Source organism: Tenacibaculum sp. L6 (assembly GCF_028823685.1).
GTDB lineage: Bacteria > Bacteroidota > Bacteroidia > Flavobacteriales > Flavobacteriaceae > Polaribacter.
The window spans coordinates 1-21218 of sequence record NZ_JAPEHZ010000012.1; the positions used below are offsets into that span (position 1 = coordinate 1).

Here is a 21218-nt window from a genome sequence, read left to right on the forward strand (position 1 = left end):
GTGCCTGTATATTGGATGGCATCGGAAGATCATGATTTTGAAGAAATCAACTTTTTTAATTTCGATGGAAAGAAAGTACAATGGAATTCACATCAAACGGGGGCTGTAGGACGTTTTTCTACAGAAGGTTTAGATCACGTATTAGAAGTGTTTTCAGAACATTTAGGAACATCGAAAAATGCACAATATTTAGCGCAACTTTTCAAGAAAGCCTATATAGAGCATACTAATTTAACCGCTGCAACCCGATACATAGCCAATGAATTGTTTGGAGAGTATGGTTTGGTGATTGTTGATGGAGATGACCAAGAGCTAAAGAAAGAGTTTGTTCCGTATATTACTAAAGAACTAACAGAACAATTTTCATATACCAAGGTTTCTGAAACGATTTCAAGTTTAGAAAACGACTATAAAATTCAGGTAAATCCTAGAGAGATTAACCTGTTTTATTTAGGAGATTCACTCCGTGAACGTATTATTTTAGAAGATGAAGTTTACAAGGTAAATAGCACAGATATTTCATGGAGTTTGGAGGATTTACTAGCAGAAGTCAACGAGTTTCCTGAGCGATTTTCACCCAATGTAATTTTACGTCCGTTATACCAAGAGGTAATCTTACCAAACCTATGTTACATTGGTGGTGGAGGAGAGTTAGCCTATTGGCTGGAGCTGAAAAGTATGTTTGAATCGGTTGATATTCCTTTTCCTATTTTATTGTTACGTAATTCAGTACAAGTAGTTTCAGAAAAACAAGCCAAGAAATTAGATAATCAGGGGTTGTCTATAGAAGATATTTTTATCAAACAGAACAGCTTAATAGAGCAAAAAGTATTGGAAAACTCTGAAACTAAAGTAGATTTTACCAATCAAAAACATTTTTTACAAGAACAATTTGAAACGTTAAGAGTACTTGCAGAAAAAACAGATGTTTCATTTGTTGGAGCTGTAAATGCTCAAGAAAAAAAGCAGATAAAAGGATTAGAAAACCTTGAAAAACGTTGGTTGCGAGCAGAAAAACGCAGGCAGCAAGATTTGGTAGAGAGAATTACAGCATTGCAAAATGAGATTTTGCCAAATCAAAGTTTAGAAGAACGTCAGCGTAATTTTTCAGAATATTATTTAGCATACGGAACCGATTTTATTAAGGTTTTAAAAGAAAACTTACGTCCGTTACAACTAGAGTTTACAGTAATAACACTTTAATGAGTACAAAAGAAGGATTACATCCAAAAAACATACACAATAAAGGATACGATTTCAAATTACTAGTAGAAAAGTACCCGAAACTTTCTGAATTTATCATTGAGAAATACGAGAAAGAGACTATTGATTTTTCTGATCCAATAGCTGTAAAAGAATTTAATAAGGCATTATTAGCAGCTCATTATAATATTAAACATTGGGATTTTTCTGATGAGAATTTATGTCCGCCAATACCAGGAAGAGTAGATTATATTCACCACTTAGCGGATTTAGTTGCAGATGAAGAAAATGTAACGGTGTTAGATATTGGTACAGGGGCAAGTTGTATTTATCCTTTGTTGGGAATTGCAGTATACGATTGGAATTTTGTAGCAACCGATATCGATTTAGACTCGTTAGATTATTCTCAAGATATTATTGATGATAATGGTTTTACGGATAAGGTTGAATTAAGACAGCAGTTTAAAGAAGAGCATATCTTAGAAGGAATTATAGAAGAAGGTGATGCATTTACGGTAACGATGTGCAATCCGCCATTTTATAAATCGGCAGAAGAGGCGAGAGGAGCCAACCGAAGAAAATCGAGAAATTTAGGGAACAATGCTGTACGTAACTTTGCAGGGAACTCAAACGAGCTATGGTATATAGGCGGAGAGAAAGCTTTTCTGCATACCTATTTATATGAGAGTTCTAAATATCCGAAAGTAAGTAAATGGTTTACAAGTTTGGTTTCTAAAAAAGAAAATGTAGAAAGCTTACAGAACTCAGGAAAAAAATTAGGAGTTAAAGAATTCAAAGTAATTCCTATGCATCAAGGAAATAAAGTAACACGTATAGTGTGTTGGAGGTTTTTGTAGTCGGTAGCTGGTAGTCGTTAGTTTTTAGTTGAGGTGAAATTGTTATAAAAAGTCACAGCGAGTAGTGAGATAGCCACGTCGTTATCACTCCTCGCTATGACGTGTTATTATTCTTAAATACTATTTACAAAATCAAGGAATACTTTTTTATGAAGCGCTAAATCCATATTAGGAGAAAGCGCTACACGAGCAATATAATCTTTATCACCCTCTTTGGTAGTTCCTTGTGTTGAGGTTGCAGGAATCGTCCAATAACAACCTTTTAACTGTCCGTAGCTTACACAATACTTACTTTCATTTGGTATTTCAGTAATCATTAAATTGATAAGCTTTAAGTTTAAGGCTCTTTTATACGCTTCTTTTTCTTCCGCAGTATTTCCTTTGGTAGGAAGATCTAACGAAAATACCGATGGTGTAAATCCTTGTGTTGCTAATTCCTCAGAAACAAAATTGATTTTAGCATCAGGTAACACTTCATGAATAAAGTTTACAAACTCACGTGTATTCTTATAAGCATCACTAATTCGTTGCGTCATCGAAGGCATTTGTGCAGCCAATATTTCGTATTGAAGTGGTGTAGCCTCGTTATCGCAAATGTGCAAGTGCTTTTCTATTTTTTCGATTAACGCGTTGGTTGTTTTATTTCCAACACAGTATCCAGCAGTACATTTTCCACCACTAGGGAATTTAGAACCACTAGCAAACGAAATAGTTCTAATATTGGCTAACATGTCTGTATCTCCTAAAAAGTGAACATTCGGACAAAAAGTTTGGTCTAAAATAAACACAGGATCAACCGCTGTTTCACCCGTTGGAGTCGTACGTTTTTTATTCAAAACATCTCTTAAATCGGTAAGATTAGGGACTTCTACTCTTGGGTTGGTCGGAATTTCAGCAATGATATACGGAATCGCATCTTGTGCTGCAATGTTGGTTAACACGGTATCGATACTTTCTACCATATCATTGTCTCCATCAACAGGTAAATCAACAATATCTACGTTGTTTAAACAAGCAGCAACACGTCTCGCTTGGTCGTTTGTACCACCGTAACAGTTTGGAGGCACTACAATTTTAATCGCTTTTCCTTTATGGTTTTCAAGAGCATCGTCAATCAATCCCATTAAAATAGCATATTGTATTGAAAGTCCACTTGAAGCTACTAACGCTTTTGTGCTGGTGTTGGTAATTTCATTGATGAGTCTCTCAACCTTTGCTTTGTTTTGTGCTACGTCAGTTACTGTAACCTCATACGGCTCATCGATAAGGCTTTTTAACGCTTTTAACGAATTAGATGGAGTCATGGCAATAGTTTCTCTTCTTCTTACATGTTGAATTTCTGAAATATAAGAATCGTTTTGCTCTCCGTTTACTAATAAAAAGCTTCCTAATTCTGGATGTGTGTTGATGTAAAAATCAACGTTTGGTACAATGGTAAAGTTGCAAATAGTTTCTTGTTCAACAATCAATACGGTGCTGCCGTCAAACTCAGGAATAGCTTCAACACTATCCACCTTTTTTAACTCAAATTGATATCCGTATACATTTTTAATTACCTCTGCATCAAAAAAGCTAGGGATTTCATTGGTGTACACTATTTGCGTATTTTTATTAGCAAACAAGTTCGCTCTTAACACAGCCAATACAGGAACTGTTTGTGACGAAAAACTAATTACATTTGCTGCTTTTGTGTTGTATAGTTTGGCTATCGTCCACTCTAATACAGACGATAACGGATGCCCTAAACGAATATAATCGTATGCAGTTGGCAACTTGCTTAAAGCTGAAGCAGTAGCATCGTTGTTTTTATACAAATCTTCAAACTGTTCTAAAAACTGAGTTTTGGCTAGTTTTTCTACATAAATATCCAGACGGTGCGTGGTTAAGTTTAACCAATCTGCTGGCATATTTTCTACAACATTTTTTATATAGGTATGTAAGTTTTTGTCTTGCATTATAGGTGTCTTTTAATAAGACTGCAAGATACGTTAATTAGATTTTTTTAGAAAGAGTTGAGAGTTTTGTTTCGTTATCGTTTTCTTATAGTAAGAAAAATAATGGATTATAGTTTATTATTGAATGATGCCTTTCTTTTCAAAGGTTCTTTCAATTACCAACTTCAAACCTTTTTGCATTTTTATAACTTTTTCTTCTTCTTGATTTTCTGGTTTTAATTGATTCTTAATAGAGCTAAACTCGTACCCAAAAAACTGATGAAACCCTATCAAGAAGAAAGTTGATAGCATTAAATTATTGTGAGTAATCAGGTACTCCATATCAGACTTGAATTCCTTGGATTCTATTTGGATTTTTTTTTCTTTGTTTAAATATTCAAATCCTTTTGGTATTGGTTCCTTTACCGGAAACCCATCATAATGTTTTACACAGTTACTTATCCAGTTAATTTTTCTAGTTATATAAAAGTTATTTACTGTTTTTTTTAAAACAATATCAAATTCATTTCTCAGATAATTTTCAAGAGGAATAAATTCATTTTCGAAATCCAAGCCTTTGAAGAATTCATCCATTAAAGGTAAAAGTCGTTTGATATACCCTTCATATTTGTGATAAGCACCAACGTATCCAAGACGTATAGTTTCATAGTAATTCTCTTTGAGTTCCTCTTCATTAATATGAAAAAAGTCTTTGTATTTTGAATGTTTTATTTCTCTTTTTGCCTCAATTATAGAATTGCGAGAAGCGGGAAGGTAACATTGAATGAATAGGTTTTGATAAGCATTAAACTCTGAAACAAGCCTAACAACAAAATTGAAGAATTTATTACCCATTGGATCATTTTGGGTTAAATCAAAATTCTTAATTTTAGAGAACTCTTTTAAAAGGTTTTCAACTATTAAATCGATTGAATTTTGTTTTTTCATTTTAATCAAATGTTACTTAATGTAATTAATTAAGCTTATAAGCTCACTTTAATGTTAAATATTTACTGATAACTAGTTGTTCAAATAGCTTTAGAACCAAACCAAAAATTAACTAGTCTCCTCCGTATCCAGTTTATCTATTTCATAACTCATATATTCTTTATACAGTTTTGCGATAGACTTGGTTTCCCCAAGTATGGTGAGTACATCATCTGTTACTAAAACAGTTGAACCGTTAGGAGTAAACGTTTTATCGTTTCTTTCAACCAAAGCCACTAAAACATCTTTTGGTAACTGAATATCCTTTAGCTGTTTTCCAATCATAGTGTCTTGCGGAGTTCCTTCAAGTAGTTTGATGCTTACAAATCGCTCATTTTGTAGTAAAAACTCTTTAATTTCTCTGTGGCTATCCATTTTAAGCAAGGTTTTTACGATTTTTTCTCGTTCAAAAATATCAAGAAGTCTCGATAGCATACGGAGTTGTTGTTTTGGGTTTTCATCAGAATTAATTAGAAAAGCACAGATTTGTATGGGCTTTTTAAATTCATAATCACCCGAAGGAAGTGTTCCTTCAATTGGTTTTTTAGAAATTACAATTTTCATGGAAGGATGCGAAACACTTTTGAATTTAGCATGAAAAACTAAAATACCTGGTAAAGTTATAATAGATTCATCAGGAACAGACTGAAAAAATTTGTGTAGCACACCTTCTTTATTGAGGTCTAATTCTTTACAAAAGTAATCGGAAACCTTGTTTAAGACTTTGTCAAAATCCGTAGGCTTTTTAAATATCTTTATTTTCGAAGTAATTACGGTTTCATCAAAAGGATCGCCTTCACGAAGTCCTTTTTCTTTTAAAATGGTCATTAATTCGTTTTCCAATTCATCGTATTGATGTCTTCCTAAAAGAGCAAACCAATGAAAAATAGCGCCTTCTCGTTTTACTTTTCCTTTAGAATAAAAGTGATACCAAAGTAGCCCGATTAGAATAATTCCTGAGGTAAAAAGTACGGGCATCCATCCTAGGTAAATAATAAGAATAAAGGAAATGACAATTCCGACAACTTGCATAAACGGATATAGTGGCGATACATACCCAGGATCGTACGATTCTATTTTACTTTTTCTAAAAACAATAACAGAGAAGTTGATGAAAATGAAAATCAATAATTGAAAGGTACTCGCAAGCTTTACAATACCTTCTTCTGAGAGTACTAAAATGAATACTATAATTAGTGCTGTGGTTAAAAGGATAGCAACTACGGGACTTCCTTTTTTGCCAATTCTTGCTAAAACAGCAGGAAACAGTTTGTCGCGCCCCATGGCAAACGGATATCGTGATGCAGACAACAATCCTGCATTTCCTGTAGAAGCAAAAGCGGCAAGTGCTGCTATTGACATTAATATAACTCCTACATTGTAGGGAGACCATTTAAAAAGTTGTTCGGCAGCTTTGGCAGCTGGTGCCATTTCGTTGGCAAAAGTTGCAGGCTCAATAAGAGCAACCATAATAAAAACACCCAAACCATAAATTAATCCGGTAACAACTAAAGAGAGAATCATTCCTAAAGGAATATTTCTTTCAGGATTTTTAATTTCTTCTGCAACACTTACTATTTGAGTGAGACCTAAATAAGAAACAAAAACAAAACCTACGGTTGTGAATAAGCCGCCAAATCCGTTTGAAAAGAAAGGAGTAAACTGTTTACTGATGGCTTCGTTAGTGATAGTATCTGAAGTGGCGATGGTAAAAAGTCCATCAACAATAAAACCCACTAAAATGATTAACAGAAATATGACAAACACTTTTTGAAAGGCGGAGGTTTTTTTAGCTCCAATTAAGTTTAACGCCATGAAAAAAAGTGTAGCTATAATGGCAACTGCTTTGGTGGGAACGTCCCAAAATATAGCCGCATAAGCACCAATACCAATAATAGCAAAGGCAGTTTTAAGCATTAAAGCGAAATAGGTACCGAGCCCACCAATGGTTCCCATAAGTGGCCCTAAACTTCTGTCTAAAAAAAAGTAAGCACCACCAGATCGTGGTAAAGCTGTTGATATTTCAGCAATACTAAACATAGTGGGGAGTATTAATACCCCTGCAAGTAAATATGCTAAAAACACAGACGGACCTGTGTAATGTGAGGCGATTCCTGGTAATAAAAAGAAACCAGAACTAAACATAGCTCCAGTACTTATGGCAAAAACATCAAATAACCCTAAATTTTTTTTAGTTTATTTCTCATAGTTTTTTACGATTAAGGCTTACAATTAAGTGGTTAGACCGCAAGAAGATATGAAAAAAAATACACTTTTTTAAAGTGGTTTAGCTAAAAGGATGTTTCTAGGGCTTTGTTTTATACTATAATAAAAATGTTTTGGTAAGGGTTTTTACGCAATTTTTGTTCCGTTTTTAACAGCACGTTCGGCAGTTAAAAGCGTTACTTCTTTATCATCACCTAAGCCGCCTAATACCAAGCATTCGCTCATCATATTGGCAATTTGTTTTTTTGGGAAATTTACGACTGCTACCACTTGTTTTCCTATCAAGTCTTCAGGTTGGTATAGTTTGGTAATTTGTGCTGAGGTTTTTTTTATTCCGTAGTCGCCAAAATCTACCTGCATTTTATACGCAGGATTTTTTACTTCTTCAAAAATTTCTGCAGAAATAATCGTACCAATGCGCATTTCAACTTTTGTAAAATCGTTCCAAGTAAGTGTGTTCTCTTCCATATATTTTTAATTATTTGTTGCCTAACAATCGTTTTGCAGCTGTAAACGGTGTGGTTTTTCCGTTTTCTAGTTTAGCAACTTCTTGTTGTAACAATTCTTTAATTTTTGGGTTGTTATAAAAATTACTTTTTAGTTGCTGATTAATGGTTTCTAACAACCAATAGTTGTTCTGTTCGTTTCTTTTTTGTTGAAAATATCCAGAGTTTTTTGCCAGCGTAATGTATTCATCAATCATCGTATGAATAGCATCAATCCCTTGATGATGAAGTGCACTTGCCAACAAAACTTTGGGTTGCCAACCACTATCTTTTGGCGGATATAAATGTAAGGCTCTGTTAAACTCCACTTTGGCAATCTTCGCATTTTTTTCGTTACCGCTGTCTGCTTTGTTAATCACAATCGCATCTGCCATTTCAATAATTCCGCGTTTAATTCCTTGTAATTCATCACCAGCACCTGCCAACTTCAACAATAAAAAGAAATCGGTCATAGAATGTACGGCAGTTTCTGATTGACCAACACCTACAGTTTCTATAATAATGGTATCAAATCCTGCTGCTTCACATAAAATAATACTTTCGCGTGTTTTTTGAGCTACTCCACCCAGTGAAGTCCCAGAAGGAGAAGGGCGGATAAACGCATTTTCATCAGTAACCAATTCTTCCATACGAGTTTTATCTCCTAAAATACTTCCTTTGTGTACCGAGCTACTTGGATCTACTGCTAATACCGCAACTTTTTTACCTAGTGAAGTCAAATGTTTACCGAAAGACTCGATAAATGTACTTTTTCCAACTCCAGGCACTCCTGTAATTCCAATTCGTACCGATTTATTGGCATGTGGCAAACAAGCTTCTAAAATTTCATTTGCTTGTTCTTGGTGTTTTGGATTGGTGCTTTCTACTAAGGTAATCGCTCTACTTAAAAAAGGAATGTTTCCTGCTAATATTTGGGTTACAAATTCTTCGGTAGAGGTGCTTTTTCTTCTGCTACGTTTTATTTTTTCTGCGGAAGCTTTGCTAGTCGTTTGTCAGGTTGTGAAACCCCGTCTTTTTCAGTAAGTGCAGATTTGTTTTTATCGGTCATTGTATAGCTAAAACAGAATAATAATGTAAATTTAGAAATAAAAATGCAGGAAAATGCAACGGAGTATAAAAAGACTCGTCTTTAGGGTAAGAAATCAAGAATGAAATCAACCAAACAGATACATCAACCGGTTATAGATGCCTGTAAAAATAATGATGCAAAAGCGCAAATGCAATTGTATGATTTGTATTGTGATGCTATGTACACAGTGGCATTACGGTACGTGAAAGATTCATTTACTGCGGAAGATGTGATGCAAGAAGCGTTTATAAAAGCGTTTAAAAATATGGATTCTTACAAAGAAGAAGTAACGTTTGGGGCTTGGTTAAAAAGAATTGTGATCAATCAAAGTATTGATTATTTAAAAAAGAGAAAATTAGAATTGATTTCGATTAATGAAGAAACTACCACATTGGTAGATGATGATCATGAGAATTGGAATGTAGCTTCAACGATATCGTATCAGGATATTGTAAACTGTATTCAACAATTAAAAGAAAAATACAGAATAGTGTTGACGCTGTTCTTATTGGAAGGTTATGACCATGGAGAAATTTCACAAATATTAGGAATTTCGGAAGTGAGTTCGAGAACACATTTATTACGAGGAAAAAAGCAAGTACAAGAGCAATTAAAAGCAGTACATCATGTCTAGAGATCTTAGAGAAATACTAAAAAATGAGGTTGAAAACTCAACGGAGTTATCAACAAATCACAGACAGCGTTTTCAACAAAAGTTGCTAGATGAATTGCACGAAAAACCATCAACAAGAAAATCATATCAATGGTTATTTGTAGCTGCATCAATTATGTTGTTGGTGAGTATAGGGGTTAAATTTTATCCAACAAATAATATAGAATCAGACATTATTGATATTCCAGAAGAATATCGAACTCAAATTAGTTTAGGTTCTATTTCACCAGAATTAAAAACGGTGGAAGATTATTATGTAAACACTATTAACTACGAGTTAAGTCAATTAGAATTAACAAGTGCTAATAAAGAACTTTTTGATGGTTATTTAACCAAGATAGGTGAATTAACCAAAGAATATAAATCGCTAACTCAAGAGCTCAATACAAAAGGAGTTAACGATGATACTATCAATGCATTGATTGGAAACCTGCAACTGCGTTTACAGCTGTTAAAACGTATGCAAAAACAATTACAAGAATTTAAAAATCCAACTCAAAATGACATTCAAACAATTTAAAATCAGTGTTTTTTCACTGTTTATAACGGGGGTTGTATCTGCACAGCAGTACAATAAAAAGTTTAGTGAAAATTTTAAAACCAATAAAGATGTAGTGGTTGCTATAAATGCGTCTAACGCTGAAATAGATGTAACTACATGGAACAAAAACGAAGTTTCGGTAGAAGCAATTGTTGAGATTGAAGGGCTAGATAAAAAGGAGGCTCAAAAATATTTAGACAATTGGAAATTTGAAGCTTTAGGAAACAAAAGTAAAGTGCAAATTAATGCCAACCGAAGTAGTTTTCGTTCTGTAGGAAGTGACAATATTGTCTTTTTTAATTCGTCGGATAATAATTATCCGAAAGTATTTCAATTTGATGGTGATGATGAGGTAGTGGTAATTCCTGAAGTAAGAATTCCAGAAATGCCTGAGATGCCAGAGATTCCTGAAATTGAAATTCCAGAAATCAATTTTGAAGAAATTGTAACGGGATTAGAAGATATAGAGTTCGATTTTGATAAGTATGCAAAAGACGGTGATAATTACTTTTTTCAATGGAAAGACGGTGTAAACGATATTACGATTAAATCGAAAAAAGAATGGGAAGAATTCAAGAAAACAGCTAAATACAAAGAGTTTAAAAAGCATCAAGAAGAACGAAAAAAAGAAATTCAAGAAGAATTAAAAAAGATTAAGGTAGAAAGAATTAATCAAGAAGAACTTAGAAGAGAAGTGGCGAGAGCTAGAGCTGAGGTTCGAAAAATTAATAGAGAAGAGATCCGAAAAGAGATGGCGAAAGCTAGGGAAGAAATGCACAAGGCTAGAGAAGAGATGCATAAAACAAGAAAGGAAATACATAAAAACAGTGTTAGCTATTCTTTTTCATCAGATAGTAACAACTTTATGGTAAATGGCAAAAAAGTAAAAGTTACCAAAAAAATTATGGTAAAAGTACCAAAATCAGCAACGTTTGATTTGAATACGCGTCACTGCAAAGTTACGCTGCCAAAAACGAAGGCTTCAGGAAAAGTAAGTTACGGAACTTTTAAAGCAGATGCTATTGATGGCGGAAAATTAACCGTGTCTTATTCGCCAGTAACTATTAATTCATTAAACGCTTGTACGTTGTTTTTAAATAATGTAACCGATGCTCAATTAGCGTCGGTTACTAACGCAACGGTAAATTCCAATTCTTCTGAAGTAAAACTTAATAATGTATTTAATGATGTTAAAGTTAATAGTGATTTTGGAGAGTTAGAAATTGTAAAAATACATCCTAACTATAATACTTTTAAAGTTTTTCTAAACTCATCTAAAGCAAATATAAATATATTGTCAATTAAGAAGAAATTAATATATGATATAGGAAAGAAATCTCCTGAGTTTGCTTCAGAGCCGTCGATGAAATTTACTATCCATAAACCTAAAGAAGAGATTAATGGGAGTTTTACAATTTTATCAAATGATAAAAAAGTAGAAATAAAAGGAAAATACAGTCAACTAGAGCTGAAAAAACAGTAGATATATGTAAATAAAACTACTTTTTCCTTAACAAAAATACTGCTAAATTCCATTTCTGTATTCTTTTTAAAGTGCCTATCTTAGCGTTTGTAAATAGTCACTTTTACTATGGAATTATACAAAGAAAATCAACTTAAAATATATAACTCTTTAAGCAAATCAAAAGAGCTTTTTAAACCAGTAACTGAGGGGCGCGTAGGAATGTATGTGTGTGGACCAACAGTTTATAGCAACGTGCATTTAGGAAATATTAGAACCTTTATGTCGTTTGATATGGTTTTTCGTTATTTACTACACTTAGGCTATAAAGTACGTTATGTACGTAATATTACCGATGCAGGTCACTTAGAAAATGATGCAGATGAAGGTGAAGATAGAATTGCTAAAAAAGCGCGATTAGAAGAAATTGAACCTATGGAAGTGGTTCAGCGTTACACGGTAGATTTTCATACAGTAGCCGCAAAATACAATTTTTTACCACCGAGTATAGAGCCAACTGCAACAGGACACATTGTAGAGCAAATAGAAATGATTAAAGAAATCATGGAAAAAGGTTTTGCTTACGAAGTAAACGGATCGGTGTATTTCGATGTGTTAAAGTATAATGAGAAGAATAACTACGGAATTCTTTCAGGGCGTACTATTGAAGATGCTATTCATAATACAAGAGTTTTAGACGGACAATCAGACAAGAAAAATCCACAAGACTTTGCACTTTGGAAAAAAGCAGATGAGCGTCATATCATGCGTTGGCCTTCTCCTTGGAGTGATGGTTTTCCTGGTTGGCATTTAGAGTGTTCGGTAATGAGTACCAAGTATTTAGGAGAACAATTTGATATTCATGGTGGAGGAATGGATTTGAAATTCCCGCATCATGAATGTGAAATTGCGCAATCGCATACTTGCTCAGGAGTACAACCTGTTAATTATTGGATGCACGCTAATATGTTACTGTTAAACGGTCAGAAAATGGCAAAATCTACAGGAAACTATATTTTACCTGATGAAATTTTAACAGGAACAAACGCTATTTTACCAAAGGCGTTTAATGCAGGTGTGGTACGTTTCTTTATTATGCAGGCACATTATCGTAGTATCCTAGATTTTTCAGGAGAAGCCTTGTTAGCTTCTGAAAAAGGGTATAATAAATTAATGGAAGCGATAAATGCTTTAGATAAAATAACTGCTGGCGCAACTTCAACATTTGATATTACTCAATGGAAAGAGGATTGTTATGCTGCTATGAATGATGATTTTAACACGCCTATTTTAATTTCTCATTTATTTGAAGCCGTTAAGGTTATCAATCAAATAAAAGAAGGAAATGCTAGTTTAACTGAGGAAGATTTAACAATGTTAAAAGAAACCATCAAGGCATTTGTTTATGATGTTTTAGGATTGTTAAATGAAACTTCTGAAGGAAATAATTCTGATAAATTAGACGGTGTGGTAGAAATGTTAATTACCATGCGTAAAGAAGCCCGCGAGAACAAAGATTGGGCATTGTCAGATGAAATTCGTGATAAGCTACTTGCTTTAGGTATTCAATTAAAAGACGGAAGAGAAGGAACAACGTTTACAGTGAATTAAATAATAGCTCAATGAGCTAATGATTTAATGAAACAATGATTTAATGAGTTAATTCGATAATGAGTAAATGTGTTAATGAAGTAAGATGTTATTTCGAGCACAGTCGAGAAATCTTTAGTAATATTGAAGAAGCCTTAAAAAATCAAAATTTGAAACTAAAAACGATCATAGCATACCCGTTTATATTGTTGGTGCGATTTTATCAAACAGCCATATCTCCGTTTACACCCGCTACATGTAGGTATTCACCTACCTGTTCAAGCTATACAATAGAAGCATTACAAAAACACGGATTGTTTTATGGTGGATGGTTGGCATTGAAAAGAATTTTTAGTTGTCATCCGTGGGGCGGTAGTGGTTATGATCCTGTTCCTGAAAAAAAAGAAAAAAATAATCGTCATTAAGAGCAATAACTTCGTGAAGGTTTGCACTCAATTTGACAAAATAATAAGTGTAAAGATTCATTAATTGAAAGATTTCCCGTAATGTTGTTTTTCAATTTTTAAATCTTTTAATTTTTTAATTAGAAATATGAATTTTTTATCCATAGTGTGGGATTGGAACCCAGAATTAATAAATATTGGAGGTTTTGGTATTCGTTGGTACAGCTTAATGTTTGTAGCAGCATTTATATTAGGACTTCGATTAATGAAAAAGATTTACATCAACGATAACATTCCTGTAGAAAAATTAGATCCGTTATTTATGTACGTATTCGTTTCTATGTTAATAGGAATGCGTTTAGGAGATGTATTTTTTTACAGTTGGGATTATTACCAAAACCACTTACTAGAAATTATTTTACCAATTAAAAAGCAAGAAGGAGCTTCTGCTTTATTTGGGTTGTTAGATGGATGGAAATTTACAGGATTTACAGGGTTTGCAAGTCATGGAGCGGCGGGCCATTGCTATTCCGATAGCAATGTATTTCTACGCTAAAAAACATTTAAACAAACCATGGTTGTTTATTTTAGATAGGTTAGGAATTATGGTTGCCTTAGCAGGATTTTTTATCCGCTTTGGAAACTTCTTCAACTCAGAAATCTATGGAAAACCAACGGGAAGCAGCTTTGGAGTAATTTTTAAACTAGCAGGAGAAACTGTACCACGTCATCCAACCCAATTATACGAAGCATTTAGCTACTTAGTCTTGTTTTTTGCATTGTGGTATTTCTACTGGAAAACAGATAAAAAGAATCAAACAGGATTCTTATTTGGGTTGTTCATGGTTGTTTTATGGTCGTTACGTTTCTTTATAGAGTTCTTAAAAGAAGCACAAGTAGAAGGACGTGAAGACTGGGTTTTCAACTCGTTAAATACAGGTCAAGTATTAAGTATTCCGTTAGTGTTAATCGGTTTCTGGTTAATGTTTAGAAAAACGAAGTAAGAAATATATAAAATAAAAACTCCAAGTGAAAGCTTGGAGTTTTTTTATGGAAAGTAGTGATATTATGTGCGTAAAATTTTCTCCATTTTACGTCCTTTAGCTAATTCATCTACTAGTTTATCTAAATAACGAACCTGTTTAGTTAACGGAGTTTCTATTTCTTCAATTCTGTAACCACATATAACACCAGAGATTAAATCAGAATTTGGGTTGAGCGTCGCTTCTTCAAAGAAAGTTTTAAAAGTAACTTTTCTGTCAACTAGCTCGTTTACTTTTTCAATATTAAAACCAGTTAACCATTCAATTATTTGATGTAGTTCTTCTTTGGTTCTTCCTTTTTTCTCAACTTTTGTAATGTAATGAGGGTATACAGAAGAGAAGGTTATTTTGGCTATTTTTTCGTCGTGTTCTGGTGTTGTTTTCATAATGCTATATTAATTTGAAACAAATTTAAGTCCTATTATTGAAGCGATTAATGTTGTGATAAAGAACAAACGCCAAAAGGTAGCAGGTTCTTTAAAAACGAAAATTCCTATTAGTACAGTTCCTACAGCACCAATTCCTGTCCAAACCGCATAAGCCGTTCCAATAGGTAATTCTTGAGTAGCTTTCATAAGAAGTAACATGCTTATTGATAAACAAACTAAAAAGCCGATATACCAGTAAGTAGCTTCAGTTCCTGTGGCCTCTTTTGCCTTTCCTAAGCAAGTTGCAAATGCGACTTCAAAAAGTCCAGCAATAATTAATAAAATCCAATTCATTTTTGTTCAGAAAGAAAATAAATTCAGTATTCACTATACGAAAATAACTAATTAACAGAAACAAAGTAGGGTAAGTTTATAAACTTCCATAAGACCAGTATATTTTCTGTTTAAAAAGTTTAACAAGAAAGAATCAATTAGTTTAATTTAAGAGAGATTCTCTTGGTTTTGGCATTAATAATGTACCTTGCACCCTTTTAAACACAACATTTTATAGATACATTATTTCCCAATAATTAAGAGACACTTTTTTTATGCGTTGTTTTAAAGAGTTTAGTTTACTTTTTTAAAGAAAGTAGCAGATACAGTTTCAGTATTTCCAACATTGTCAGAAACTACAATTTTAAAAAGATGTTTACTTCCTTCTAATTTTTTATCACTAAAATCATAGGTTAAAATTCCTTTTTTGTGGTTTAATTCCATTAAAATCCACTGACCATTAATAGTAGCGCGGTAGTTTTTTACACCGGTTTCAGCATCTTTAATTTTAACTTTTAGGGTCTTATTTTTAGAAATCCACTGATTATCGCTAAAGTTATACAGTTGAATAGTAGGTTTTTTAGTGTCAAAACGTAAAGCGTAACTACCTAAAACTTTAGTGGTAGTGTACACCTTGTCTATTTTTTTCTTGGTTGAAGTGTATCTAGGATATTTAGGGTTGGTAACATTAGCAATGTACACATGCTGTTTTTGATCTTCGGTTAAAAAAGAAGTTTCAAAAGTAAGAGTATATCGTTTATCAAGCGGAATGGTAGGTTCATGAATTTTAGCCGTACCGTTTTCTACCTTAAAGTCGATGAAACAATCGGTATAAAAGGTATTTTTAGGAAAGGCTACTGTAACATTTTTTTGATGAAATTTATTGAACTCAGCAGCAGTGATTTTGTAATCAGTAGTGTCTTTCTCCTTAAAAACTAAATTGCTTTTTACTCCTTGTACCGGAATCCTAATTTTAGAAGTGTTGTTGTCAAAATCTTTGGCTATAATTTCAATATTGTAATTAGCATTTTCATCAATATTAATTTTACCGTTATTTATAAGATCTTCGTATAAACTCAATTTATTAGCGGCCACTTTATGGGTTTTTTGAAGTCGATTTTTATATTTTTTGTAGTGTTTATAGTCAATTAACAAATTAATATACTTCGATTCAGCAAATGAAAAGGTTTCTACATCGTGGTAATACACTCTTTTACCATTTACGTTCATTTCTAAGCTATAAATTCCGTTTTTATTTAAAGCACCATTAAGTCGGTCAAAAACACTAATTCCAAAACCAATGGTACCGCTAGCTGTAATTTTTTCAGCAACATAATTACCGTTACCATTGTTTTTAAAAGAAATAACAGATTCTAAAGAAGAATTATTAATACGAGCATCATCACTTAATGGATAAGCCATCAGTTTTTGTATGGTAGGAGGGGTGTCGTCATGCGCGGTTAATCCAAAATGCATTGGGTTGATAATGTTTTCTGTTTCGGTATCTCTAATTTCATAATGTAAATGTGGACCTCCAGAGCTTCCCGTATCACCAGTATATCCTACAAGTTGACCTTTTTTTACAGGAAACTTATCAGCAGAAAGAAAAAGATTTCCAGTACTATAATTTTCTTTTTTATACTGAATGTCTTTCACATATTTTTGAATTTTTGGTTCAAAATATTTTAAATGCGCATATACGGTAGTATAACCGTTAGGATGTGTAATGTACAAAGCTTTTCCAAAACCATATTGTTGTACTTTAATACGAGAAACATAACCATCTGCAGGGGCATAAATAGGAATCCCTTCTTTACCTTGTGTTTTAATATCGATGCCTGAATGAAAGTGATTGCTGCGCAGTTCACCAAAAGTACCAGATAGTACCACAGGAATTTTTAAAGGGTTAGAAAAATAGTTTTTAGGGTACTGTTTCTGTGCATTAACAGTTGTGATAAATAGTAATAAAATAAGTGAAAAGTAAAGCTTCAAAGTACAATCGTTTTCAAACAAAAATAGTAAAATAATACTAAGTTGTTAAAGGGTTAATAAACAGTGTTTTGGTAAAAAACACTAAAAGTGTTGCTAATTATAAGTTATATTAATAACTTTGTGAATATAGTTTTATTCTCTAAAAATAAATGAGTAACCCTTTAGAAGCAATTCATTTACTGGAAGATAAGTTGAAGAACTTACTTGCTAACTATGAATTTTTAAAAGAAGAAAACCAAGTATTACTTCAGAATAACGCGGAGTTACAAGTTTTATTACAAGAAAAAGAGAAGCAATTAGAAAAACAGCAAAAAGAATATGCTTTGCTTAAAGTTGCAAAAACTATTGAAGGCAGTAATGAAAATACACGAGAAACAAAACTCAAAATAAATACTTTAGTTCGAGAGATAGATAAATGTATTTCTCTTTTGAACACATAAAAAAGGTTCTTTACATGGCAAAAATAAAAGTTAATGTAGTTATTGCAGGAAGAACGTATCCGTTGAGTGTTAATGATACCAATGAAGAAGAAGGGATGCGAAAAGCGGCAAAAAACATTAATGAATTAATAGCTAAGTTTGAACAAAATTATGCGGTAGCAGATAAACAAGATGTATTGGCAATGTGCGCGTTGCAATTTGCATCAAAAGCAGAAATAGTATCGTTAAAAAATACTAAAGAAAACACCGAAGTATTGGAAAAGATAAATGAATTGACTAACTTGCTAGAAAATCATTTATAATACGTTCTTTAAAATATAATATTTAAACATACTGCCTACATTAGTACATCGTTTGTTAAACTCAACGTTATTCAATTATAAAGGATGAGTCATGGTTAGTAAAGCACGCCGATTTTACCTCGGATCCTTGATCAGCCAGTTAATCCTAAACTTGTTTTTTGGAGTTTATGATAACCCTATTAATGTAGGCTTTTTTTATATAATCAAATCACAATTATGGAGGGAATATTATTTCCTGTTTTAGCAGGAATTATAGGCATAGCAATAGGATTTTTTATTGCTAAGATGTTAGAGAAATCTAACGCGAATAAATTAATACAAGAAACAAAAAAAGAGGCAAATAGCATTTTAAAAGAAGCTAAAGTTGAAGCCGAAGCAATAAAGAAAGATAAGATTTTACAAGCTAAAGAAAAGTTTATAGAGTTAAAGTCTGAACATGAAAAAGTAATCTTATCAAGAGAGAAAAAAGTTTCTGATGTAGAAAAGAGAATAAGAGACAAAGAGAGTCAAGTATCTTCAGAGTTAGATAAAACCAAAAAACTTAACAAGCAATTAGAAAAGAAAGAAGCTGATTTTGACTACAAAATTGAATTCTTAGAGAAAAAAGAATCTGAAGTTGAAAAAATGCACAAGCGTCATGTAGATATGCTTGAGCAAATTTCTGGTTTATCTGCAGATGAAGCTAAAACAGAATTAGTAGCTTCCTTAAAAGATGAAGCTAAAGCTGATGCGATGTCTTTTATTCAAGATACGGTTGAAGAAGCTAAAATGACTGCACAACAAGAAGCTCGTAAAGTAGTATTAAATACAATTCAGCGAGTTGGAGTAGAGCAAGCAGTAGAAAACTGTGTGTCGGTATTTAACTTAGAGTCTGATGATGTAAAAGGTAGAATTATTGGTCGTGAAGGACGTAATATTCGTGCATTAGAAGCAGCTACAGGTGTTGAGATTATTGTTGATGATACTCCAGAAGCAATCATTTTATCTTGTTTTGATCCTGTTCGTAGAGAAATTGCTCGTTTATCAATGCATAAATTAGTAACTGATGGTAGAATTCACCCTGCGAGAATTGAAGAGGTTGTTAAAAAGACTGAAAAACAAATAACTCAAGAGATTATTGAAGTAGGTAAACGTACGGTTATCGATTTAGGAATTCACGGTTTACACCCTGAATTAATTAAAACAGTTGGACGTATGAAGTATCGTTCTTCTTACGGTCAAAACTTACTACAACACTCGCGTGAAGTAGCTAATTTATGTGGTATTATGGCTGCAGAAATGGGCTTAAATGCTAAAGCAGCGAAGCGTGCTGGATTGTTACATGATATCGGTAAAGTGCCAGAAACAGAAAGCGAATTACCACACGCATTATTAGGAATGCAATGGGCTGAGAAGTATGGTGAAAAACCAGATGTATGTAACGCTATTGGAGCGCACCACGATGAGATTGAAATGAAGAGTATGTTATCTCCGATTGTTCAGGTGTGTGATGCTATTTCTGGTGCAAGACCAGGAGCACGTCGTCAAGTATTAGATTCGTACATTCAACGTTTAAAGGATTTAGAAGATATTGCTTTTGGATTTAACGGAGTACAAAAAGCGTATGCTATTCAAGCAGGACGTGAGTTAAGAGTTATGGTTGAAAGTGCTAAAGTAAACGATACCAAAGCAGCTGAATTATCATTCAACATTTCTCAAAAGATTCAAAATGATATGACGTATCCAGGTCAAGTAAAAGTTACGGTTATTCGTGAAACTAGAGCTGTAAACGTAGCTAAGTAATTACACGAAATTAAATAGAATAAAAATCTACCTCATCAATTTTGATGAGGGATTTTTTTATTAATCTTGGTTTCTTCTTGATTTTCCTCTTTGCTCAGACTTCCCTTTTTTGTAATATTTATCGTCTTTGTTCTTACGTCTTTTAATTATTTTACTCTTTTTACCAATCTTAGCATTCGGTACCGCTCTGTAGTAGTAAAAATCGTTATCCTCTCTAAATTGACGATAGTTTCTGGTAAAATCTTTTCTGTAAAAATAAACATCGTTATAATCAAAAATATCACCAATGTTTATATCAATACTTACATCAACTCCGTCATCATAATAGTAATAATCATCATTGTAATGATGGTGGTTACCTGGCTTTACAAATCCTCTGTATCTAGGATTTCCCCATCTATCATATTGAATGCGCAGGTTACCGACTTTAAATAAATTTCCGAATTTGTACTTCATATATACACTACCAATTCGGGTAACATTACCTCTACGATCATAATTAATATGTACATTACCTACACTTCTAACACGTCCGCTTCTATCTCTGTTAATTCGTACTCCGTAATCAGAATATCTGTTGTAATGTGTGTTAAAATCGAAATCACCATTTAAAAATACATGAAATTGAATTCCTCTTTCAACAAAGGTAACTGCGTCGTTGTGGCGAATAGTAACCCCAATTTTGCTAGTTGATTTTGTAATGTTGTCGTCTGCTTTTACTGTGCTTAAAGACATCATTGCTAATAATAATAGTATCCCTGTTCTCATAATTGCTAATTTTAGGGTTATGCTTACTCTATATGCTTTTCGGCTTCCGCATTTGTTAGGGTAATTTTCAAAGAACGTGCCAAAAAATAAAAAGACTGTTTTTTTGAAGTGTTTTTTAAGGTTGATTTATTTTGTATAATCCTGTAATTCAGCGTGTTGTTTATGGTTTAAAAAATAATTTACTTCTTCTGCTGAAAAGTTCTATATTTATACAACTTACTTTAAAACTTATACATACGAATGGTTGAAGCTATCGAGAAAAATTTACAACGAGGAATTAAACTATTAACAGCAATAACAGACGAACAATACAGCGATAAATCAATACCTCCGTACTATTCAAGCATAGGAGCGAATATGAGACATATTTTGGATGTTTTTGCTTGTGTTTTTAACGGACTCGATAAAAAATGTGTAGATTTTTCTGATAGAGAACGAAACCAATTAGCAGAAGAAAAAACAACGTTCGGAATCGCTTATTTTAATGAAGTAATTACTCAATTACATTGTTTACAATCAGAAGATTTTGATGAAATTATTTCTGTTACAGACGATTTGGGTACAGGAAAAGTAACAGCAAATTATACCTTAGGAAGCGCATTAATTCAAGCGCATAGCCATGCGATACATCATTTTGCAAGTATTGGGTTTATTATACATCAATTAGGAATAGAATTGCCTGATGCCGATTTTGGTTATAATCCAACAACTCCAAAGAAAATATTAGTAGAGTAAGTA

At 32.9% G+C, this 21218-nt stretch carries 19 protein-coding genes, 1 other RNA gene and 3 pseudogenes; 13 read left to right on the top strand and 10 right to left on the bottom strand.

Features of this window, described 5'->3' with window-relative positions:
- Both bshC and rlmF read left to right on the top strand, forming a co-directional pair.
- On the top strand, positions 1-1203 hold a 1203-nt coding region (gene bshC, locus OU788_RS03920), incomplete at its 5' end, for a bacillithiol biosynthesis cysteine-adding enzyme BshC (protein WP_274633950.1).
- Positions 1203-2060: a 23S rRNA (adenine(1618)-N(6))-methyltransferase RlmF gene (rlmF, locus tag OU788_RS03925; RefSeq protein WP_274633951.1), complete on the top strand. Its 858-nt coding sequence runs from the start codon at positions 1203-1205 to the stop codon at positions 2058-2060. The genes bshC and rlmF, both read left to right, overlap by 1 nt.
- 113 nt (positions 2061-2173) lie before the next feature.
- On the opposite strand, the gene OU788_RS03930 is transcribed toward rlmF, so the two are convergent.
- The 6 genes and pseudogenes from OU788_RS03930 to meaB all read right to left on the bottom strand — a co-directional run bounded on the left by OU788_RS03930 (position 2174) and on the right by meaB (position 8761).
- Complete coding sequence (locus OU788_RS03930) at positions 2174-4015, bottom strand: PLP-dependent transferase (protein WP_274633952.1); 1842 nt, start codon at positions 4013-4015, stop codon at positions 2174-2176.
- Between the two features lie 117 nt (positions 4016-4132).
- Positions 4133-4942: a hypothetical protein gene (locus tag OU788_RS03935; protein ID WP_053056683.1), complete on the bottom strand. Its 810-nt coding sequence runs from the start codon at positions 4940-4942 to the stop codon at positions 4133-4135.
- A gap of 108 nt (positions 4943-5050) precedes the next feature.
- Positions 5051-5959 carry a PTS sugar transporter subunit IIA gene (locus OU788_RS03940; protein ID WP_342454904.1) on the bottom strand — a complete coding sequence of 303 codons (909 nt, stop codon included), beginning with the start codon at positions 5957-5959 and terminating at the stop codon, positions 5051-5053.
- Positions 5960-7153, bottom strand: a pseudogene (locus OU788_RS03945) (APC family permease); the annotation flags it as partial.
- Positions 7154-7333: 180 nt separating this feature from the next.
- Positions 7334-7675: a tRNA-binding protein gene (locus OU788_RS03950; RefSeq protein WP_274633953.1), complete on the bottom strand. Its 342-nt coding sequence runs from the start codon at positions 7673-7675 to the stop codon at positions 7334-7336.
- 10 nt (positions 7676-7685) lie between these two features.
- Positions 7686-8761: pseudogene (meaB, locus tag OU788_RS03955) on the bottom strand (methylmalonyl Co-A mutase-associated GTPase MeaB).
- A 100-nt stretch (positions 8762-8861) separates the two neighbouring features.
- Here meaB and OU788_RS03960 point away from each other — a divergent pair.
- From OU788_RS03960 to lgt, 6 genes and pseudogenes are all read left to right on the top strand, one after another.
- Positions 8862-9416 (top strand): RNA polymerase sigma factor, encoded by a 555-nt coding sequence (locus tag OU788_RS03960; RefSeq protein ID WP_274633954.1) that lies wholly within the window; start codon positions 8862-8864, stop codon positions 9414-9416.
- Positions 9409-9975, top strand: a complete 567-nt coding sequence (locus tag OU788_RS03965) for a hypothetical protein (RefSeq protein ID WP_274633955.1) — start codon at positions 9409-9411, stop codon at positions 9973-9975. Before OU788_RS03960 ends, OU788_RS03965 begins: the two co-directional genes overlap by 8 nt.
- Positions 9956-11479 (top strand): hypothetical protein, encoded by a 1524-nt coding sequence (locus OU788_RS03970; protein WP_274633956.1) that lies wholly within the window; start codon positions 9956-9958, stop codon positions 11477-11479. Before OU788_RS03965 ends, OU788_RS03970 begins: the two co-directional genes overlap by 20 nt.
- Before the next feature lie 108 nt (positions 11480-11587).
- Positions 11588-13069 carry a cysteine--tRNA ligase gene (gene cysS, locus OU788_RS03975; protein ID WP_274633957.1) on the top strand — a complete coding sequence of 494 codons (1482 nt, stop codon included), beginning with the start codon at positions 11588-11590 and terminating at the stop codon, positions 13067-13069.
- Between the two features lie 149 nt (positions 13070-13218).
- Entirely contained in the window at positions 13219-13473 is a 255-nt protein-coding gene (yidD, locus tag OU788_RS03980; RefSeq protein WP_274633958.1) for a membrane protein insertion efficiency factor YidD, read from the top strand.
- A gap of 127 nt (positions 13474-13600) precedes the next feature.
- Positions 13601-14456: pseudogene (gene lgt / locus OU788_RS03985) on the top strand (prolipoprotein diacylglyceryl transferase).
- Positions 14457-14518: 62 nt separating this feature from the next.
- On the opposite strand, the gene OU788_RS03990 reads toward lgt, so the two are convergent.
- From OU788_RS03990 to OU788_RS04000, 3 genes are all read right to left on the bottom strand, one after another.
- The gene (locus OU788_RS03990) at positions 14519-14881 is read right to left on the bottom strand and encodes a DUF2200 domain-containing protein (RefSeq protein WP_274633959.1); all 363 of its coding nucleotides are present in this window, start codon (positions 14879-14881) and stop codon (positions 14519-14521) included.
- A 9-nt stretch (positions 14882-14890) separates the two neighbouring features.
- A complete protein-coding gene (locus OU788_RS03995; RefSeq protein ID WP_274633960.1) occupies positions 14891-15217 on the bottom strand; it encodes a DMT family transporter in 327 nt (108 codons plus the stop codon).
- A 273-nt stretch (positions 15218-15490) separates the two neighbouring features.
- Positions 15491-17188: a M23 family metallopeptidase gene (locus tag OU788_RS04000; RefSeq protein WP_274633961.1), complete on the bottom strand. Its 1698-nt coding sequence runs from the start codon at positions 17186-17188 to the stop codon at positions 15491-15493.
- Between the two features lie 149 nt (positions 17189-17337).
- Between OU788_RS04000 and OU788_RS04005 the strand changes: the two genes are divergently transcribed.
- The 4 genes from OU788_RS04005 to rny all read left to right on the top strand — a co-directional run bounded on the left by OU788_RS04005 (position 17338) and on the right by rny (position 19712).
- Positions 17338-17628 carry a hypothetical protein gene (locus OU788_RS04005; protein WP_274633962.1) on the top strand — a complete coding sequence of 97 codons (291 nt, stop codon included), beginning with the start codon at positions 17338-17340 and terminating at the stop codon, positions 17626-17628.
- A gap of 14 nt (positions 17629-17642) precedes the next feature.
- Positions 17643-17930 carry a cell division protein ZapA gene (locus OU788_RS04010; protein ID WP_274633963.1) on the top strand — a complete coding sequence of 96 codons (288 nt, stop codon included), beginning with the start codon at positions 17643-17645 and terminating at the stop codon, positions 17928-17930.
- 59 nt (positions 17931-17989) lie between these two features.
- Positions 17990-18097: non-coding RNA, 6S RNA (gene ssrS, locus OU788_RS04015), on the top strand.
- A gap of 49 nt (positions 18098-18146) precedes the next feature.
- Positions 18147-19712, top strand: a complete 1566-nt coding sequence (rny, locus tag OU788_RS04020; protein WP_274633964.1) for a ribonuclease Y — start codon at positions 18147-18149, stop codon at positions 19710-19712.
- A 60-nt stretch (positions 19713-19772) separates the two neighbouring features.
- Here the strand turns inward: rny and OU788_RS04025 are convergent, their stop codons facing one another.
- Positions 19773-20480 carry a hypothetical protein gene (locus tag OU788_RS04025; RefSeq protein WP_274633965.1) on the bottom strand — a complete coding sequence of 236 codons (708 nt, stop codon included), beginning with the start codon at positions 20478-20480 and terminating at the stop codon, positions 19773-19775.
- 240 nt (positions 20481-20720) lie between these two features.
- Here OU788_RS04025 and OU788_RS04030 point away from each other — a divergent pair, with 240 nt between their 5' ends.
- Complete coding sequence (locus tag OU788_RS04030; protein WP_274633966.1) at positions 20721-21215, top strand: DinB family protein; 495 nt, start codon at positions 20721-20723, stop codon at positions 21213-21215.
- Positions 21216-21218: the final 3 nt, after the last annotated feature.

Coding starts and splice junctions, on each gene's coding strand:
- OU788_RS04010 (WP_274633963.1), top strand. CDS start 17,643: ATGGCAAAAATAAAAGTTAATGTAGTTATTGCAGGAAGAACGTATCCG.
- OU788_RS03965 (WP_274633955.1), top strand. CDS start 9,409: ATGTCTAGAGATCTTAGAGAAATACTAAAAAATGAGGTTGAAAACTCA.
- OU788_RS03935 (WP_053056683.1), bottom strand. CDS start 4,942: ATGAAAAAACAAAATTCAATCGATTTAATAGTTGAAAACCTTTTAAAA.
- rlmF (WP_274633951.1), top strand. CDS start 1,203: ATGAGTACAAAAGAAGGATTACATCCAAAAAACATACACAATAAAGGA.
- OU788_RS04025 (WP_274633965.1), bottom strand. CDS start 20,480: ATGAGAACAGGGATACTATTATTATTAGCAATGATGTCTTTAAGCACA.
- OU788_RS04005 (WP_274633962.1), top strand. CDS start 17,338: ATGAGTAACCCTTTAGAAGCAATTCATTTACTGGAAGATAAGTTGAAG.
- cysS (WP_274633957.1), top strand. CDS start 11,588: ATGGAATTATACAAAGAAAATCAACTTAAAATATATAACTCTTTAAGC.
- OU788_RS03930 (WP_274633952.1), bottom strand. CDS start 4,015: ATGCAAGACAAAAACTTACATACCTATATAAAAAATGTTGTAGAAAAT.
- OU788_RS04030 (WP_274633966.1), top strand. CDS start 20,721: ATGGTTGAAGCTATCGAGAAAAATTTACAACGAGGAATTAAACTATTA.
- rny (WP_274633964.1), top strand. CDS start 18,147: ATGGAGGGAATATTATTTCCTGTTTTAGCAGGAATTATAGGCATAGCA.
- OU788_RS03995 (WP_274633960.1), bottom strand. CDS start 15,217: ATGAATTGGATTTTATTAATTATTGCTGGACTTTTTGAAGTCGCATTT.
- OU788_RS03950 (WP_274633953.1), bottom strand. CDS start 7,675: ATGGAAGAGAACACACTTACTTGGAACGATTTTACAAAAGTTGAAATG.
- OU788_RS03970 (WP_274633956.1), top strand. CDS start 9,956: ATGACATTCAAACAATTTAAAATCAGTGTTTTTTCACTGTTTATAACG.
- OU788_RS03990 (WP_274633959.1), bottom strand. CDS start 14,881: ATGAAAACAACACCAGAACACGACGAAAAAATAGCCAAAATAACCTTC.
- OU788_RS03940 (WP_342454904.1), bottom strand. CDS start 5,959: ATGCCCGTACTTTTTACCTCAGGAATTATTCTAATCGGGCTACTTTGG.
- OU788_RS03960 (WP_274633954.1), top strand. CDS start 8,862: ATGAAATCAACCAAACAGATACATCAACCGGTTATAGATGCCTGTAAA.